Raw genomic sequence first — 16,011 nt, forward strand, 5'->3', positions numbered from 1 at the left:
TTATTGTGAGCAGAGGATGTATATGACTGCTGCGCCGATACAGCAAAGTGATGCGGCAAGGGTCGGGATGGCTAGGGTGCTGGGCAGCCTGCGAGAATGGCGCATTGCGATCTCATTGGCGCGCCAGCGCACGTAAGCCATGGTGCAAAGCAGTGTTGCCAGCAGGCTCAGAGCGATGGACAGGGCGACGATGAACGTGCGCGGACCGAGCTGGGTGGAGGCCTGCTCAAGCAAGAGTCCACCAGCAAGCAGCCCGAGGGCAGTGCGTATCCATGCGAGAAAAGTGCGCTCGTTGGCCAGTGAGAACCGGTAATCCGGCTCTGTGCCTTGCCTGCGCCATTGCGGTTCACGCATTGCGAGTTCCTGTTTGTGTCATCAGGGCCTGAGGTCGTAACCTGCGGCGCTGAAGGTGCGTCTGGCAATATTGAGCTGATGGATCTGGCTGGTGCCTTCGTAGAGCCTGAATAGCCGGACGTCGCGGTACAGGCGCTCGATGCTGTTATCCGTGATGTAGCCATAGCCACCCAGGGCCTGCACGCAGCGGTCGGCAACACGACCGCACATCTCAGAAGCAAAGTATTTGCAGATGGAGGCTTCCATCGTCACATCTTCACCCGCATCGCGCTTGCGCGCCGTCTCCAGCACGAGTGCGCGAGCAGCATGAATCTCTGTCTGGCAGTCCGCAATCAGTGCCTGAACCAATTGAAAGCTGCCTACAGGCTGCCCGAATTGCTTTCTAGTAGCCGTATAGGCGACAGCGTCATTGAGCATGCGGATAGCGGGACCAATGCACAGTGCGGCAAGGTGCAGGCGCTGCTTGTTTAGCACCTTCATGGCAGTTTTGAAGCCCTGACCTTCCTTGCCGATCAGATTGGCAGCCGGTACTCGGCAGTTGTCGAAGTGGACCTCGGAAACGGGTGACCCAGCCTGCCCCATCTTGGCATACGGTTTGGCAGTGCTCAGCCCAGGCGTTCCGCGCTCGACCAAAAAAGCAGACACACCGCCAGCTCCTTGGTTGTCAGTGGCAGTTCTTGCCATGACCGTGAAGAGACCTGCAATAGGTGCATTGGTGATAAAGCACTTGGTTCCGTTAAGAACATAGTGATCGCCATCACGCACGGCCGTGGTGCGCAGTGCTGTCGCATCCGAGCCGGCATCGGGCTCGGTGAGCGCGAAACAGCCAGTCAGCTTGCCACTGGCCAGGTCGGGCAGATAACGTCGCTTTTGCTCGTCCGAGCCGTCGGCAACCAGAGCTTCAGATCCTATGCCTGTGTTGGTGCCAACGCGGGCCCGAAATGCCACCGAGCATTGCGACAGCTCCATCGCCGCCATCACCAGCTCTTCAGTGGTCATGCCTGCACCGCCATACGCGGCAGGGATCGAATAACCGAACAGACCATAAGCGGCCATTTCTGCTACGACCTCGGCAGGCACCTCATCCTCTGCGGCCACACGTGCTTCGTGAGGGACGAGGCGCGTGCGTACAAAGTCGCGCAGTTCGTGGATGAAGCTTTCAAAACTTTTCGGATCTTGGATCATGTTTTTTCCTACAGACTTTGCCCGTAGCGCCGGGCTCTGAAATGAATGTAGAAAAAAACGTGGCCAAGAACGACATGTGTTTTGCTATGTTAGCCAATGCCTGGTGGCGAGGTTGTCTGAGTCACATAGCAAAACTGCTTGCATTCAATTGGAGCAATGCTTTCAAACTGGAGGCACTATGAATATCACTCCAAACCCTTCTAATTCAGGTCCGTTGAGCGGCGTGCGAATTCTTGATCTCGCCACCGTGCTTGCCGCCCCATTTGCCTCGACGCTTTGTGCAGACCTGGGAGCGAGTGTCATTAAGGTGGAATTGCCCGAGGGGGGCGATTCGCTGCGCAGTCTTGCACCCGTCACATCTGAGCACGCCTTGTTCTGGAAAGCGGCAAATCGCGGCAAGAAGGGCATTTCTCTGGATATACGCAAGCCCGAAGGCAAGGTACTGCTACTACGACTGCTAGAGAAAACGGATGTCCTCGTAGAGAACTTCCGTACGGGCACCCTGGCACGATGGGGCTTGGATTTTGAAACGCTCAAGCAGGCAAATCCTCGTCTCATCGTGCTGCGGCTGACTGGCTTCGGTCAGACCGGACCCTATGCATCACGGCCAGGTTTCGCCCGGATATTTGAGGCCATGAGTGGCTTTGCCCACATCACCGGTGAAGCCGACGGAGCACCTCAACACATGAATTTTCCGTTCGGTGATGTGGTCTGCGGCGTGTTTGGCGCGTTCACTATTGCGGCGGCCGTTGCCGAGCAGCGGGGCAGCAATACGCCTGAGCCAAGGGAAATCGATCTATCTGCGACGGAAGCGCTGCTGAGGCTACTTGATCCGTTGCCTGTGGAGTTTGAGCAGCTGGGCGTTGCACGTCGCCGCGCGGGCTCGCGTGCCACCTACACTGCACCGTCCAATATGTATTGCAGTGCGGACGGTGTCTGGATTACCTTGGTGGGCACTTCGGATGCCATTTTTCAGCGCGTGACACAGGCAATGGGCAGGCCTGAGCTCACCAGCGATCCGCGTTTTGCCACCAATCCATTGCGCGTTGAGCATCTGGAGGTCCTCGACAGAGCGATTGCAGACTGGTGCAAATCGTGCACCTTCTCGGATCTGGCTGATGTACTGAGTCGGCACCAAGTGCCGTTCAGCAAGGTCTATGACATCAAGGATGTCATGGAAGATCCACATTTCAAGGAACGGCAGGCCATCATCCGCATTCCGGACAAAGACTTGGGCAGCATTCCGGGTCCCTGCGTGGTCCCCCGTTTCAGTGGTCACACCTCAAAGATCGAAGCATCCGGTCCGGATACTGGCGAGCACAATGCCGAGGTTTACGGTCAACTTGGTCTCACGGCTGACGATCTGGGGCACTTGAAGCAAGCTGGAGTGATTTGACGCAGATGGTGATCCGAAAGGGCTTACTCGTTGTCAAGGGTGCGCATGCCAATGGCGACCTCGATATGGCGCACCATGTCGCGCAGTGCATAGCCAGCCTCGCGTGCCTTGGCAAGGCGCAGGGATTCGTCTGCAAGCAGCGAGCAGTTGAAAACAATCAGCTCGCCATGCAGCAGTTTGCACATTGGCACGGCCACTGCCACGCGGCGAGCATCATGGGCTCCCCGGTTAATGCTGAATCCATGGCGCTGCATCTGGCTCTTCGTCTTCTCGATCTCTTTTTGATTGGCCTCGAACACCGCAGGCGTTTGCAGGCGAATCTGGTTGAGAGCAGCGGTGCGCTGAGCTTCGGATACAGAGCATAGCCAGGCGCGACCTGCTGCCGAGGCGAGCAGCGGTAAGCTGGATCCGATGTCGACCGACGGAGTGTTGCTGTCTATTTTGCGTACCGAATCCAGGTAGATGATCGAGGAACGATCGCGAACGCACAGAGAGACGGTACCGTCCATATGCTCACTGAGGTTGTGCATCCATGGCCGGGCGACTTGCCGGATATGCATGCTGGCCAGCAGTGGATAGCCTAGTGTCAGTACGCCGGTGTCGAGTGAATAGCCGCCGCGCAATCCTTCGCGGCGCAGATAACCCAATTCGATCAAGGTGAACGCCAACCTGGACACCGTTGCCTTGTCCATGCCTGTCAGTGTTACCAGTTCTCCATTGGTTAAGGTGGGTTTTTCGCTGGAGAATGCCTGAAGGATTTGTACACCACGCGCGAGCGTGATGGTGAAATGCTCATCCACTTCTTGGGTCCCGTGCCGCGTCATCGTGCCGGCTCCACTTGCTGCTGTGCAAGCAATTGGTCGATTTGCTGCGCAGTCTTTCTGAGCAGTGGGCCCACCTTGCGCTCGAGCTTGGAGGAGGGCATGCGGTGCTGAAGCATGCCGCAATTGAGTATGACCAGATCGCCGCGCACCCGCTCCCGTAAAGGCAAAGCGATGGCGTTCACATCATGCACAAAATCTCCCTGCGACATGCAAAAGCCACGCTCGTGCAAATCGCGCATTGCAGTGCTGACGACGTCAAGGGCGCCAAGTGAAGAAAGACTCATGCCTGTACTACGTTGTAGCCAGGCGTAGGCATCGTCGCGCTCAAAATCATCACATGCGGCAAGCCAAGCACGTCCGGCAGCCGTGCCCAGTAGCGGCAGAGCCGCCCCGATTTCCGGGCGAAAATCCTCTGCATCGTGTTCTCGCGTGGTTTCGATGTAGATGACGGAGGCACGGTGCCGCATGCTCAGCGAGATGCTGCCGCCGGTGCGATTTGCCAGCTGCTGCATCAATGGTCTGGCTACTTGCCTGACGGCTAGGCGGGAAAGTAGTGGGTAGGCGATGGACAGGGACATGGCACCGAGCCGGTATCGGCGTGCTTCCTGGTCGAATTGCAGCAGGCCTATTAGCTCCAGGGTGTAACTCAGGCGGGATACCGTTGCCTTGGATAGCCCCGAAAGTCGAGCCAGCTCACCATTGGTTAAGCAGGGTGCGAATGGGGTAAAGCAACGTAGCAAAGCCATGCCATTTGCCAGTGTGGTGGCGAAGCGCTGATCGTTGGTGCTTCTTTCCAAGAATCTCTCCCGGCGGGATGGCTGAGTAATATGCCGAAATCTTATACCACGTCAAAAGCAGCATCGCGGATCATCTCTCCACTACAACACGGAGACATCCATGCGCCACCTGCACTGCCGTTTCGTATTGGTCGCCACCGTGGTATTGACTTGCCAGTCTGCCATGGCCAGCGACTACCCCAGCAAGCCTGTCCGCTTGGTCGTGCCATATGCAGCTGGTGGCGGCACGGATATCGTGGCGCGCCTGGTTGCGCAAAAGCTCGGTAATCGCCTGAGGCAGCCCGTCATTGTGGAGAACAAGGCAGGAGCTGCCACCCAGTCCGGTACCACGGCGGTCGCCAAGGCGGCACCTGACGGTTACACCCTGTTGATGGGTACTGCCAACCTCGCCACCAACGTACCGCTATTCAAGAAATTGCCCTACGACGCCAGCAAGGATCTGGCACCGGTTTCGTTGGTGACCAAGGTTCCTGTGTACCTGTTCGTGACGCCGAAATCCTCCATCAAGAGTGCAACGGATATCTTGAGCCAAGCCAACGCAACGAATGGCGGCCTCTCCTGGGCTTCGGCCGGTGTTGGCAGCACACCCAATTTGGTAGGTGAACTCTTTCGCATGCAGACACAGGCCAATATGACGCATATCCCCTACAAGGGAAGCTCCGAGTCCGTCATTGCGGTAGCCAGTGGGCAGACTGCATTCGCCTTTGACAACCTGCCACCTTTTGCCGGTCAGGTCGCAGCGGGCAAGGTCAAACCAATTGCAGTGGCTCTGCCGCAGCGCTCCACGTTGACACCTGACGTTCCCACGCTGCAGGAGTTGGGTATCCCGGTGGTTGGTTACTCTTGGTGGGGTGTGCTGGCGCCAGCGGGTGTGCCGACGTCCATTGTTGACAAACTCAGCCAAGAAATCGCCGCTATCGTGCAGGAACCGGATACCAAGGACCGCTTTGCACAACTCGGCATTGAAGCCGTCGGCAGCACGCCAGCAGAATTTCGTACCCACATCACGTCAGAAACAAAGAAATGGAGTGAGGTGGTGAAGGCGGCAGGTATTCAGGCCGAGTGAGCATGAAAACGCAAGCACTGGTGAATACGGTGCTGCGATTTAGCGAGCTGGCCTCTGCGTTGGGGTCTCGTCTGGGCACGCTCGAAATCAATCCGTTGATGGTGACGGTGGATGGTGTGGCAGCGGCAGATGCCGTTGTGAGTTTCGTTGAAGCTTGAAAGGAGACGGGTCTATGAAAAATTCGTGTACCTCAATGCCGAGTCGGCGCGCATTGCTGATCAGTGCTGCAACCCTGACTGCAGCACCACTGCTGGCACATGCAGCCAATACCAGAGGCAAGGCGATTCGCATCGTTGTGCCATTCCCTGCAGGAGGTGGCACGGATGTGATGGGGCGCCTGATAGCGCTGGAGCTTGGGCGGGAGCTCAATGCGACGGTGATCGTCGATAACGTGCCGGGCGCAACGGGAACGCTGGGCAGCGCGCAGGTGGCCCGCAGCGCGCCCGATGGATTCACGCTGCTGCTGGGTATTAGTGCCACCCACTCCATCGCACCGGCCTTGTTCAAGGATCTCAAATACAGCCCAGAGCGGGATTTTGTCGCTCTGGCGCGGATTGCCCACGGTGGAAATGTACTGGTTGCCAACGCCAAGTACGCGGCAGATACGCTGCCCGAGATGCTGGCCTTGGTCAAACGATCTGGTGCTCCGTTGATGTATGGGTCGTGGGGCACTGGTTCCGGCGGGCATTTGGCTGTGGAGAGTATTCGTCTGTCTACCGGCATACCCATGGAACATGTGCCTTACAAGGGAGTTGCTCCGCTATTGCAGGATTTGGCTGGTGGCCAGATAGAGGTTGCAATGGCCGATGTGGCTGGCGCTTTGCCGTTACTGCAGGCGGGCAAGATAAAGGCGCTGGCAGTGTCGGGGCGCAAGCGTTCCTCGGCATTGCCGCAGGTGCCGACTTTGGTGGAAAGCGGCGTTGCCTTTGACACCGAGATTTGGTACACCTTGTTCGCTCCAGCCAAGCTGTCTCCTGTTGACGTTCAGCGCCTAGCGCAGGCGAGCGCACAGGTGCTGCTGCAGCCACGCGTTGTGGAGAAGATCCGGAGTCTGGGAATGGAAGCAGAGCCTATCTCGCGCGAGGCTTTCGAGAAGCAGTGGCACGAGGACACTGCCGTCTGGGCACGTCTGGTGAAGGTCAGCGGCGTCACTGTGAATTGAACAAAAATAATTACAGGAGACCGCAGCATGGCATCCATTTTTTGAGCCAGAAATTTACGGTGCCTCAGGCGGTCTGGACGGCGCACAGTGCTGTGCCAGCCATCGTCGCCGGGTACCCGCTGTTGGAAGCCATCTGTACCTGCCATGTGCAGACCTTGCTTGGTGCGCAGGCCTCCGGCCAATGATCTGCTCTAAAGCAATACCTGGATCGATCTGTGCCAGGGGCCTGTTGTCATCACGGTTCCGCGACAGACCGGCCGCTGTTTTGTACTGGAGCTCATGGATGTTTACACCAATAACTTCCATAAACAAGATTCGTCGCCGCTGGAGTTTTTGCTGCAGGCCGTGACTCAAGCAGTCTTTGCAGACATATTTGAGACCTTGGTGGGAGCGGGTGTGTTTGACTGAGGCAGCAGATGGACTGGGAGCTGAAATGAAAACCGGCAAAATTCCAGCCTGGTTCAAGGAGGCATTACTGGCTAATTCTGAGCAGGGTGTTGCAGCATCAAGTGGTGCATAACGTCGATAATCACGGCTGGTGGATGGGTGTCTGTCATCGGTGAGTGCTTGCCTGATGACTGGTGGGCGGTGCGGGGACCATGCTGCAATCGTCTGAAAGCGTCTGTTTTTTTACTGGGCAAGAAAGCGGGGATGGATATGGGGCATATGACTAAGCAGCTGGTACTGGCGCGAGTTGCACCCTTGTTCTCTTTGTTGAGTGTCTAAATTGAGCAAAACTGCGGAGCAAGCTTTGCATGCTGAGTTGGTGGCTGTTTTGGCAGCTGTCAGCCAGGGGCAGCCTCGGGTACTTACCACCCGGGGAGGCGAGGCTTTACCGGCGGGGCCATTTCAAATGGTGCATCGCTCGCTGCAGGCGGGCTTGCGTGCATGGGTGGAAAACCAGACCCAGCACAGTTTGGGCTATGTTGAGCAGCTCTACACCTTTGCCGACAGAGAGCGTAGTGAGGCGGCACATGTGCTGTCCATCAGCTATCTGGGGCTGACACGCGAGCCTGAGCAGCCGCCGCAAGGGGATACCAGCTGGCAGGACTGGTACAGCTATTTCCCCTGGGAGGACTGGCGAACGGGTGCACCCGCAGTGCTGGCTGATTGCATCGTGCCGCACCTGCAAGCATGGGTCAAAGAAGCGCCAAACACGGTGCAAAAGCAATCTAGGCAAGCGAGGGCCGCGATTAACTTTGGCGTTAATGAACAAGCCTGGAACGAAGACCTGGTGCTGCAGCGCTATGAGCTGCTGTTTGAGGCTGGTCTGGTGCAAGAGGGTGCGCAGCGTGGCATGGCCGTGCGTGACCGATTGCCGGGGCGTTCCATGCAGCATGACCACCGCCGCATACTGGCCACCGGCATTGCGCGCCTGCGCGCCAAAATTAAATATCGACCTGTCGTGTTCGAGTTGATGCCGCCCGCATTCACCTTGCTGCAACTGCAGCAAACGGTCGAAGCGCTAGCGGGGCGAGGCCTGCATAAACAGAACTTTCGCCGCTTGATTGAGCAGCAGGACTTGGTAGAAGAGGCCGGGGGGGTGACCGCCGGTGGAGCTGGGCGGCCAGCCAAACTTTTTCGTTTCCGCAGCGACGTGCTTCAGGAGCGGGCAATTGCTGGCAGCAAGTTGCCACTTGCGCGTGGCACTTGAGGCTTAAATTCAGAAATCTGTCGGCCTGAGTACTTAGCCCGGCAAGGCCCACAAAATGGCCGCAGTCATGGCCAGGTAGCGAAAGAACTTGCCGATGGCCATGTAGAACACGCAGGGCCAGAACGGCAGATTGAGCCAGCCAGCCACCGCACACAGTGGGTCTCCTACAATCGGCAGCCAGCTGAGCAGGCAGGTTTTTGCACCCCATTTACGCAGCCAAATGCGGACACGGCGTTCATGGCGCGAGAGCGAGCGTGGTGGTTTCGTGCCTGGTATATCTGGCAGCCCGGCGCGGCGGCGCTGGCGGGCAGCGTGCCAGGCTTTGTGGGCTCCCAGCCCCATCCACCAACTGATTGCTCCACCAATAGTGTTGCCCGCAGTCGCGGTGAAGATGGCGGCCCAGAACAGGTGGGGATTCAGTTGTAGCAAGCCCACCACAGCCGGTTCGGACCCCATGGGCAGTAATGTGGCAGACACCAGGGCCACGACGAACAAGGTGCTCAGGCCAAATTGGGGCAGCGCCAACCATTGCAAAATTTCTTGAAACCATGCTTGCATCTGACTAAGTGTAGGTGCATGTCTGCTGGCAGCAGACAGAGGCTTAGCCTAAGCTGGGGGTATGAACATTGCATTGATCGAAAGAAAGTGTGTGACATTGCCCATGCGTGGAGTGCTCTTGGCGGGGTTAATGGCGTGCTTGCCAGTGCTAGCCAAAGACAGCGCCATACCCATGGACGAAGAAGAAAAACAGATTGCAACCGATTGCGCCGCGTTGCTGGACCAGGCAAATACGCGACGGGCGATGCATGTTGTGCGTGTGCAGTTGCAGGCACAAGGCATGAAGCTGGTGACCCAGGGCTGCCCTTTTGTGCGTACAGGAGTTGGCAACATGCAGCAGGTGCTGGATGTGCGTGTACAGGTGACTGACAGCGATGCTGCAGCTCAATTTGTGCGTGGGCCCCTGGCGGATGGCGAAGAGGTCGATATGGGGGCTGTGCACCTGGGCATGCCCGGTCAGGTTCATCAGGTTCATCACGTCGATCAGGTCCAAGAGCTGGGTGCAGCGCAGCAGGAAGAGGTTTCGCCCGATGTGCTGTTTAACCGCCAGTGGCTGGCCGGTGTCATGAAAGCGCGTGGCTTGCAGACCGTGCAGGACCACTGGTGGGCCTTTGTGCCCGCAGCCACCCGCAATTGAAGGCCGGCTTGGAGAAAGTGGGCTTGGGCTTACCTGATTCTTTGCTAGTGTCTTTGTAGCAGCAGGGTGCTGCTCATTTTTTGGGCAGATACAATACTGCCTCTTTCCCCACCGTCGATTGCTTTACCCACCCATGACTGCGCTACGCATTGGTCAGCATACGCTGGCGAACAACCTGTTTGTTGCACCCATGGCGGGTGTGACGGATCGGCCATTTCGCCAGTTGTGCAAGGCATTGGGGGCCGGTTATGCCGTCAGCGAGATGGTGACATCGCGCAAGGACTTGTGGAACAGTCTCAAGACCAGCCGCCGCGCCAACCACGCTGGAGAGCCGGGACCGATCTCGGTGCAAATTGCTGGCACCGATGCACCCATGATGGCCGAAGCGGCCATCTACAACATCGAGCGCGGTGCGCAAATCATCGACATCAACATGGGTTGCCCGGCCAAGAAGGTGTGCAACAAATGGGCAGGCTCTGCGCTGATGCAAAACGAGCCTTTGGCCGTAGAGATCGCCCAGGCCGTGGTGCAGGCTGCACGCCCCTTCAACGTGCCTGTCACGCTGAAGATGCGCACGGGTTGGTGCGATGCACAAAAAAATGCCGTCCTTTTAGCGCGGCAGTTTGAAGACGTGGGCATTCAAATGCTCACGGTACATGGCCGTACCCGCGAGCAGGGCTACAAGGGCTTTGCAGAGTACGACACGATAGCTGCGGTCAAGCAGGCTGTGCATGTGCCCGTGGTGGCCAACGGTGACATCACCAGCCCTGAAAAGGCGCGTGATGTGCTGGCCTATACCGGTGCGGATGCTGTCATGGTGGGCCGTGCAGCACAGGGCAGGCCGTGGATTTTCCGTGAGATTGGTCACTTTCTGGCCACAGGCGCGCACATGGCTCCCCCCTTGGTGGCCGAAGTACGCCGCCTGCTGCTGGACCACTTGCACGACCACTATGGCCTGTATGGTGAGCTGACCGGTGTGCGCAGTGCGCGCAAGCACATTGCATGGTACGTGCGGGCATTGCCGGGTGGGGAAGAACTTCGACAACATATCAACACCATCGACGACTGCCTGGTGCAGTGGCAAGCTGTGGCGGATTACTTTGATCAGCTGTGCTTGCAGATGGAGCGTCTGCCGCAGATCCATGCGGTCGATGCAGAGCAAGAGATTGAGGAACTGGCTGCATGAGCGCCCCACATAACAACGATAACCAAAACATTGAGGAATGCGTGCGCGCAAGCCTGGAGAGCTACTTCAGCGATCTGGGTGGCGAGACGCCCAGCAATATGTATGACATGTTGCTGCGACTGGTGGAAAAACCGCTGCTGGACGTGGTCATGCAGCAGTCTGACAACAACCAGTCACGTGCTGCGCAATGGCTGGGTTTGAACCGTAACACCCTGCGCAAAAAACTCTTAGAGCATGAAATGCTTTAAGGGCACGCATTGCCTGAACTGATAGCTGTCGACGCCTGCCAGATAGGCGCCAAGTAACGATTTCACTATTATTGAGTTGCACCATGAAAGCACTGCTCTCCGTTTCTGACAAGACCGGCATCGTTGAATTTGCCCAAGCCCTGCACGGTCTGGGTATTCAACTGCTGTCCACTGGCGGTACCGCCAAACTGCTGGCCGACAAGGGCCTGCCCGTGACCGAGGTGGCAGAAGTCACCAAGTTCCCTGAAATGCTGGATGGCCGCGTCAAAACCCTGCACCCCATGGTGCACGGTGGCCTGCTGGCTCGCCGCGAGCTGCCCGAGCACATGGCTGCGCTCAAAGAGCACGGTATTGAAACCATCGATCTGCTGGTGGTCAATCTCTACCCCTTTGAAGCCACTGTAGCCAAGGCCGGTTGCACGCTGGCTGATGCGATTGAAAACATCGACATTGGCGGCCCGGCCATGGTGCGTTCTGCCGCCAAGAACTGGGCCGATGTGGGCGTGGTCACCGCTGCTGACCAGTACGACGCCGTGCTGGCCGAGCTGAAAACTGCTGGCAAGTTGAGCAACAAGCTGCGCTTTGAGCTGTCGGTGGCTGCATTCAACCGCATTGCCCAGTACGACGGTGCCATCAGCGACTACCTGTCTAGCGTGAAGTTTGAAGATGAAAAGCTGTCCGAGGCATATGTGCCTGAGCGCGCGCAGTTCGGTGGTCAGTCCAACGGCCACTTCATCAAGGTGCAAGACCTGCGCTACGGTGAAAACAGCCACCAGCAAGCGGCCTGGTACCGTGATCTGTACCCCGCACCGGGCTCGCTGGCTACTGGCGTGCAGCTGCAAGGCAAAGAACTGAGCTACAACAACATTGCCGATGCAGATGCCGCCTGGGAATGTGTCAAGAGCTTTGAAGTGCCTGCCTGCGTGATCGTCAAGCACGCCAACCCTTGCGGTGTGGCAATTGGCAGCGATGCGCACGAGGCGTATGCCAAGGCATTTCAGACCGACCCTACCAGTGCGTTTGGCGGCATCATCGCTTTCAACCGCGTAGTCGACAAGGCTGCGGCAGAAGCCGTGTCCAAGCAGTTCGTTGAAGTGCTGATGGCCCCCGAATTCACCGCTGAAGCGCTGGACATCTTCAAGAGCAAAGTCAATGTGCGCCTGATGAAGATTGCCCTGCCTGCAGGTGGCAAGACCGACTGGGAAAATGGCCGCAATGCAGTGGAGTCCAAGCGCATTGGCTCAGGCCTGCTGCTGCAAACTTCGGACAACCACGAGCTGACACTGGCCGACCTGAAGGTGGTGACTGTCAAGCAACCTACTGCGCAAGAGCTGCAAGATTTGCTGTTTGCCTGGAACGTGGCCAAGTTCGTCAAGTCCAACGCCATTGTGTTCTGCAAGAACGGCATGACGATGGGCGTGGGCGCAGGCCAGATGTCGCGTCTGGATTCGGCCCGTATTGCTTCGATCAAGGCCGAAGCGGCCAAGCTGTCGCTGCAAAACACTGTGGTGGCGTCGGATGCTTTCTTCCCCTTCCGTGATGGACTGGATGTGGTGGTCGATGCCGGTGCAACCTGCGTGGCGCAGCCTGGCGGCTCCATGCGCGATCAGGAAGTGATTGACGCAGCGAACGAACGCGGTGTGGCCATGGTGTTTACTGGCGTGCGCCACTTCCGTCATTGATCGCCTGGGGCAGCGCATTGCACGCTTGATGCGTCGTTGCAATCTCTGGCCGTAGTATTGCTGCGGCCTTCGGGATTGATGCCTCGCCTCAGCGGCCCATCTTGCAATGGGTAGCGTGAACTGCACTGTCTGGGAAGCCCTCGCACTCATCAGGTTGAGCGAGGCAATGCAAACTCGGCATGGTTGTTTCGGCACCATGCCGATTGTTTTTTGGAAAAGGATTTTTGCATGCAGGATTACGACGACGAGCCCGTGCAGCGGCCGCGCTGGCTGGGCTGGGTCATCATCATTGGCATGATTTTGGTGGTGCTGGGTTTGCTCAACTTGGGGGCGCGCATGATCATTGGCACGTCCTCAGACCAGGCCGCTGCACAGACTGTGGCAGCGGTGGCTGAGCACAATCCGGCACTGATGGGTGGCAAGACCTTGATTGATGGCAGCGACTGCATGCGTTGTCACGGTGTGGAGCGCAAATTTGTGGGCCCGGGCTTGGTGGAGATCGCCGAGCGTTACAAGGACCGCGCAGATGCACAGACTTATCTGGCTCAAAAGATTCGGGAAGGCAGCGTGGGGGAGTGGGGCCGCACCATCATGCCGCGCCATCCGCAGGTGACCGAAGCCCAATCGCTGGAAATGGCGCAATGGATCATGGCGCTGGCGGGTAGCAAAGCTCCGTAGCGGTTGCTCACTTCGAACTTGAAGACCCGATGCATATGTTGCTTGCATCGGGTTTTTTTGCGTCTATGAATGATGTAGCGCAGCTTGAAAGCGCTTGTAGTGCTCTGCACGCACTCTTTGTGAGTGTGGTGTTTGGCTATCGCTAAAATCCAAAGTTTGCCCCATCACGCGCACTAAACAAGCGTGCACAGGGGAGTAAGTGCAGGCTTTGTGTGTGATGTACGTGCAAACCCTATGCTTGCGTTTTTGAAACGAGAGCGTTACCTGTGCCATGGGCATTCAAGGTAACCAAAAGGGATTGCATGCAGTGGTTAAAAACCAAAACCGTCGCTCAGGCATTGGCCGATGCGGATGAGCCCGGGCGCCAGCTCAAGCGCAGCTTAGGCACCTTTGACTTGATGATTCTGGGCCTGGCTGTGGCTGTGGGAGCTGGTATTTTCTCGGTCGGTGCGCGCGCTGCAGGCACGTTTGCTGGCCCAGCGGTGATCTTTTCCTTCATCATCGCGGCGTTCACCTGCGCGCTGGCCATCATGTGCTACGCGGAGTTTGCGTCCAGCGTGCCTGTGACGGGCAGCGCCTACACCTATACCTACCTCACCATGGGAGAAGGGCTAGCGTGGATCATTGGCTGGAATTTATTGCTGGAGATGATTTCTGCTGCCGCGGTGATTGCCAAATACTGGGGCATTTATCTGAGTACGGTGCTGTCGATTGCTGGCATTGATCTGTCATCCACCATCCAGCTCGGTGGCCTGACCATGTACTGGGGGCCGTTCTTCATCGTGGCCATATTCACCGTGCTGCTGATTGCGGGCACGCAGGTATCGGCCAAGGTGAACAACGTGTTCACCATCCTCAAGCTGGCGATCACCGTGGTTGTCATTGTGGTGGGCTTTACCTACATGAACACGGACAACTTCACGCCCTTCATTCCTCCGTCGCAGCCACCCGTGGTGGCGCATGGTGTGAGTGGTGATGTCTGGGGTCAGCCCATGCTGGCCTGGCTGTTTGGCGCGGCACCCAGCCAGTACGGCTGGCTGGGCGTGATCTCAGGCGCTTCACTGGTGTTCTTTGCATTTTTGGGGTTTGACATCGTGGCCACATCGGCCGAAGAGGTGAAAGACCCGCAGCGCACGCTGCCACGCGGCATTTTGGGCGGCTTGGCACTGGTCACCGTGCTCTACATTCTGGTCACACTGGCGTTGACGGGCATGGTGCCGTACACCGAGCTGGCCAAGGCCGAGAACCCTTCGCTGGCCACCGCGTTCATTGCTGTGGGGGCCGGCTGGGCTGCGCAAATCATCTCTGTCGGGGTGCTGGTGGGCATGACCACCGTGGTCATGGTGCTGCTGATGGGTAGCTCCCGCGTGTTGCTGGCGCTGTGCCGCGATGGCCTGCTGCCTCGCAGCTGGGGCGTTACATCGAAAAAGCGCCAAACGCCTGAGCGCCTGCAGATTGCTGTCGGGGTGGTGGTGGCTATCTTGGCAGGCTTTACTAAAGTAGAAGCGCTGGAGGAGATGATCAACATCGGCACGCTGTCAGCCTTTGTGCTGGTCAGTGTGGGCATCCTCATCCTGCGCAAGAAGAACCCGCACAGCGCAGGCTATCGCGTGCCGTTGGTGCCGTTCCTGCCCGTGCTTTCTGCGCTGCTGTGCGTGTATTTGATGATGAATCTGACCACTCTGACCTGGGTGCGCTTTCTGGCGTGGATGGCACTGGGCGTGGTGGTCTATCTGGCTTACGGCATGCGCCATTCACGTTTGGCGCAAAGTAAATAATAAAGGGAGCGCATTGCGCTTTCCAGTAAACGTTTTCAGTATGAAAACTATTTGAAGTGATTGACTGGTAAGCGTTAGCAGCTTCTTTTTTAGAAACCCAATGTCTCAAACACATTGGGTTTTTTTGTAGCCTGTTTGTTTTACAGTGGCAGGCAAGGAGAGCGCTGATGATTCCCACAGGCCTTGGCCCAGACGGCCACACACGCTGCAAATGGTGCTTGGCCACCGATCGCTATATTCACTACCATGACCATGAATGGGGTTTCCCGGTCGCGGATGACCGCCGGCTGTTTGAGAAGATCAGCTTGGAAGCCTTTCAGTCCGGGTTGAGCTGGTACACCATCTTGCAAAAGCGCGAGAACTTCCGCGCAGCCTTTGCGCAGTTCGACTTTCATGCTGTGGCCCGCTTTACCGAGGCTGATGTCCAGCGCCTGCTGCAAGACGCAGGCATTGTGCGCCATCGTGGCAAGATTGAAGCCGTCATCCACAACGCAAGCCGGGCACTGGAGATGGTGCAGCAAGAAGGTTCGCTGGCAGCCTTCTTTTGGCGCTTTGCACCAGAAAAAAGTGATGCGGGCATTGCGTTGCAAGCACAGACGCCTGAATCGCAAGCTCTGGCCAAAGCACTGAAAAAACGTGGCTGGAAGTTCGTCGGTCCCACCACGGCCTATGCCTTCATGCAATCGATGGGCATGGTCAATGACCACGCCCCTGACTGTATGACTCGCAGCCTGGTAGATGCGGCGAAACAAGCTTTTCAGGCACCACAATAAAACAAAGCCCTGCAGGCTGGGCGGCGTGCAGGG

At 57.6% G+C, this 16,011-nt stretch carries 19 protein-coding genes; 14 read left to right on the top strand and 5 right to left on the bottom strand.

The window, feature by feature from the left end:
• Together H9646_RS10565 and H9646_RS10570 are read right to left on the bottom strand one after the other, a co-directional pair.
• Complete coding sequence (locus H9646_RS10565) at nt 1-354, bottom strand: YidH family protein (RefSeq protein ID WP_191723340.1); 354 nt, start codon at nt 352-354, stop codon at nt 1-3.
• Between the two features lie 21 nt (nt 355-375).
• On the bottom strand, nt 376-1,539 hold the full coding sequence (locus tag H9646_RS10570; RefSeq protein ID WP_191723341.1) for an acyl-CoA dehydrogenase family protein: 1,164 nt from the start codon (nt 1,537-1,539) through the stop codon (nt 376-378).
• A 178-nt stretch (nt 1,540-1,717) separates the two neighbouring features.
• Between H9646_RS10570 and H9646_RS10575 the strand changes: the two genes are divergently transcribed.
• Complete coding sequence (locus tag H9646_RS10575; protein WP_191723342.1) at nt 1,718-2,935, top strand: CaiB/BaiF CoA transferase family protein; 1,218 nt, start codon at nt 1,718-1,720, stop codon at nt 2,933-2,935.
• Nucleotides 2,936-2,958: 23 nt separating this feature from the next.
• On the opposite strand, the gene H9646_RS10580 is transcribed toward H9646_RS10575, so the two are convergent.
• Nucleotides 2,959-3,735 carry an IclR family transcriptional regulator gene (locus H9646_RS10580; protein WP_191723343.1) on the bottom strand — a complete coding sequence of 259 codons (777 nt, stop codon included), beginning with the start codon at nt 3,733-3,735 and terminating at the stop codon, nt 2,959-2,961.
• A 20-nt stretch (nt 3,736-3,755) separates the two neighbouring features.
• Nucleotides 3,756-4,556, bottom strand: coding sequence for an IclR family transcriptional regulator (locus H9646_RS10585; protein ID WP_225214131.1), 801 nt, complete (start codon nt 4,554-4,556; stop codon nt 3,756-3,758).
• Between the two features lie 100 nt (nt 4,557-4,656).
• Between H9646_RS10585 and H9646_RS10590 the strand changes: the two genes are divergently transcribed.
• The 6 genes from H9646_RS10590 (at nt 4,657) to H9646_RS10615 (ending at nt 8,438) form a co-directional block, all read left to right on the top strand.
• Entirely contained in the window at nt 4,657-5,622 is a 966-nt protein-coding gene (locus H9646_RS10590) for a tripartite tricarboxylate transporter substrate binding protein (protein WP_191723344.1), read from the top strand.
• A 2-nt stretch (nt 5,623-5,624) separates the two neighbouring features.
• Nucleotides 5,625-5,780 (top strand): acetate--CoA ligase family protein, encoded by a 156-nt coding sequence (locus tag H9646_RS10595; RefSeq protein ID WP_191723345.1) that lies wholly within the window; start codon nt 5,625-5,627, stop codon nt 5,778-5,780.
• 14 nt (nt 5,781-5,794) lie between these two features.
• Nucleotides 5,795-6,784, top strand: a complete 990-nt coding sequence (locus tag H9646_RS10600; RefSeq protein WP_225214132.1) for a Bug family tripartite tricarboxylate transporter substrate binding protein — start codon at nt 5,795-5,797, stop codon at nt 6,782-6,784.
• A 41-nt stretch (nt 6,785-6,825) separates the two neighbouring features.
• Nucleotides 6,826-6,969, top strand: coding sequence for a hypothetical protein (locus tag H9646_RS10605; RefSeq protein ID WP_191723346.1), 144 nt, complete (start codon nt 6,826-6,828; stop codon nt 6,967-6,969).
• Between the two features lie 22 nt (nt 6,970-6,991).
• Complete coding sequence (locus H9646_RS10610) at nt 6,992-7,192, top strand: DUF1254 domain-containing protein (RefSeq protein ID WP_191723666.1); 201 nt, start codon at nt 6,992-6,994, stop codon at nt 7,190-7,192.
• A gap of 319 nt (nt 7,193-7,511) precedes the next feature.
• Nucleotides 7,512-8,438: an NUDIX hydrolase gene (locus tag H9646_RS10615; RefSeq protein WP_191723667.1), complete on the top strand. Its 927-nt coding sequence runs from the start codon at nt 7,512-7,514 to the stop codon at nt 8,436-8,438.
• Between the two features lie 33 nt (nt 8,439-8,471).
• Here the strand turns inward: H9646_RS10615 and H9646_RS10620 are convergent, their stop codons facing one another.
• On the bottom strand, nt 8,472-8,996 hold the full coding sequence (locus H9646_RS10620) for a YqaA family protein (protein WP_191723347.1): 525 nt from the start codon (nt 8,994-8,996) through the stop codon (nt 8,472-8,474).
• A 61-nt stretch (nt 8,997-9,057) separates the two neighbouring features.
• Between H9646_RS10620 and H9646_RS10625 the strand changes: the two genes are divergently transcribed.
• The 7 genes from H9646_RS10625 to H9646_RS10655 all read left to right on the top strand — a co-directional run bounded on the left by H9646_RS10625 (nt 9,058) and on the right by H9646_RS10655 (nt 15,978).
• Nucleotides 9,058-9,633, top strand: coding sequence for a hypothetical protein (locus H9646_RS10625; RefSeq protein ID WP_191723348.1), 576 nt, complete (start codon nt 9,058-9,060; stop codon nt 9,631-9,633).
• Nucleotides 9,634-9,766: 133 nt separating this feature from the next.
• Nucleotides 9,767-10,819 carry a tRNA dihydrouridine synthase DusB gene (dusB, locus tag H9646_RS10630; protein WP_191723349.1) on the top strand — a complete coding sequence of 351 codons (1,053 nt, stop codon included), beginning with the start codon at nt 9,767-9,769 and terminating at the stop codon, nt 10,817-10,819.
• Nucleotides 10,816-11,067: a helix-turn-helix domain-containing protein gene (locus H9646_RS10635; RefSeq protein WP_191723350.1), complete on the top strand. Its 252-nt coding sequence runs from the start codon at nt 10,816-10,818 to the stop codon at nt 11,065-11,067. Before dusB ends, H9646_RS10635 begins: the two co-directional genes overlap by 4 nt.
• Nucleotides 11,068-11,150: 83 nt before the next feature.
• The gene (gene purH, locus H9646_RS10640; protein WP_191723351.1) at nt 11,151-12,749 is read left to right on the top strand and encodes a bifunctional phosphoribosylaminoimidazolecarboxamide formyltransferase/IMP cyclohydrolase; all 1,599 of its coding nucleotides are present in this window, start codon (nt 11,151-11,153) and stop codon (nt 12,747-12,749) included.
• Nucleotides 12,750-12,977: 228 nt separating this feature from the next.
• Nucleotides 12,978-13,427, top strand: a complete 450-nt coding sequence (locus H9646_RS10645; protein ID WP_191723352.1) for a c-type cytochrome — start codon at nt 12,978-12,980, stop codon at nt 13,425-13,427.
• Nucleotides 13,428-13,729: 302 nt separating this feature from the next.
• The gene (locus H9646_RS10650) at nt 13,730-15,205 is read left to right on the top strand and encodes an amino acid permease (RefSeq protein ID WP_191723353.1); all 1,476 of its coding nucleotides are present in this window, start codon (nt 13,730-13,732) and stop codon (nt 15,203-15,205) included.
• A gap of 167 nt (nt 15,206-15,372) precedes the next feature.
• Nucleotides 15,373-15,978, top strand: coding sequence for a DNA-3-methyladenine glycosylase I (locus tag H9646_RS10655; protein ID WP_191723354.1), 606 nt, complete (start codon nt 15,373-15,375; stop codon nt 15,976-15,978).
• Nucleotides 15,979-16,011: the final 33 nt, after the last annotated feature.

Source organism: Comamonas avium (assembly GCF_014836675.1).
In the GTDB taxonomy this organism is placed as follows: Bacteria; Pseudomonadota; Gammaproteobacteria; order Burkholderiales; family Burkholderiaceae_C; genus Comamonas; species Comamonas avium.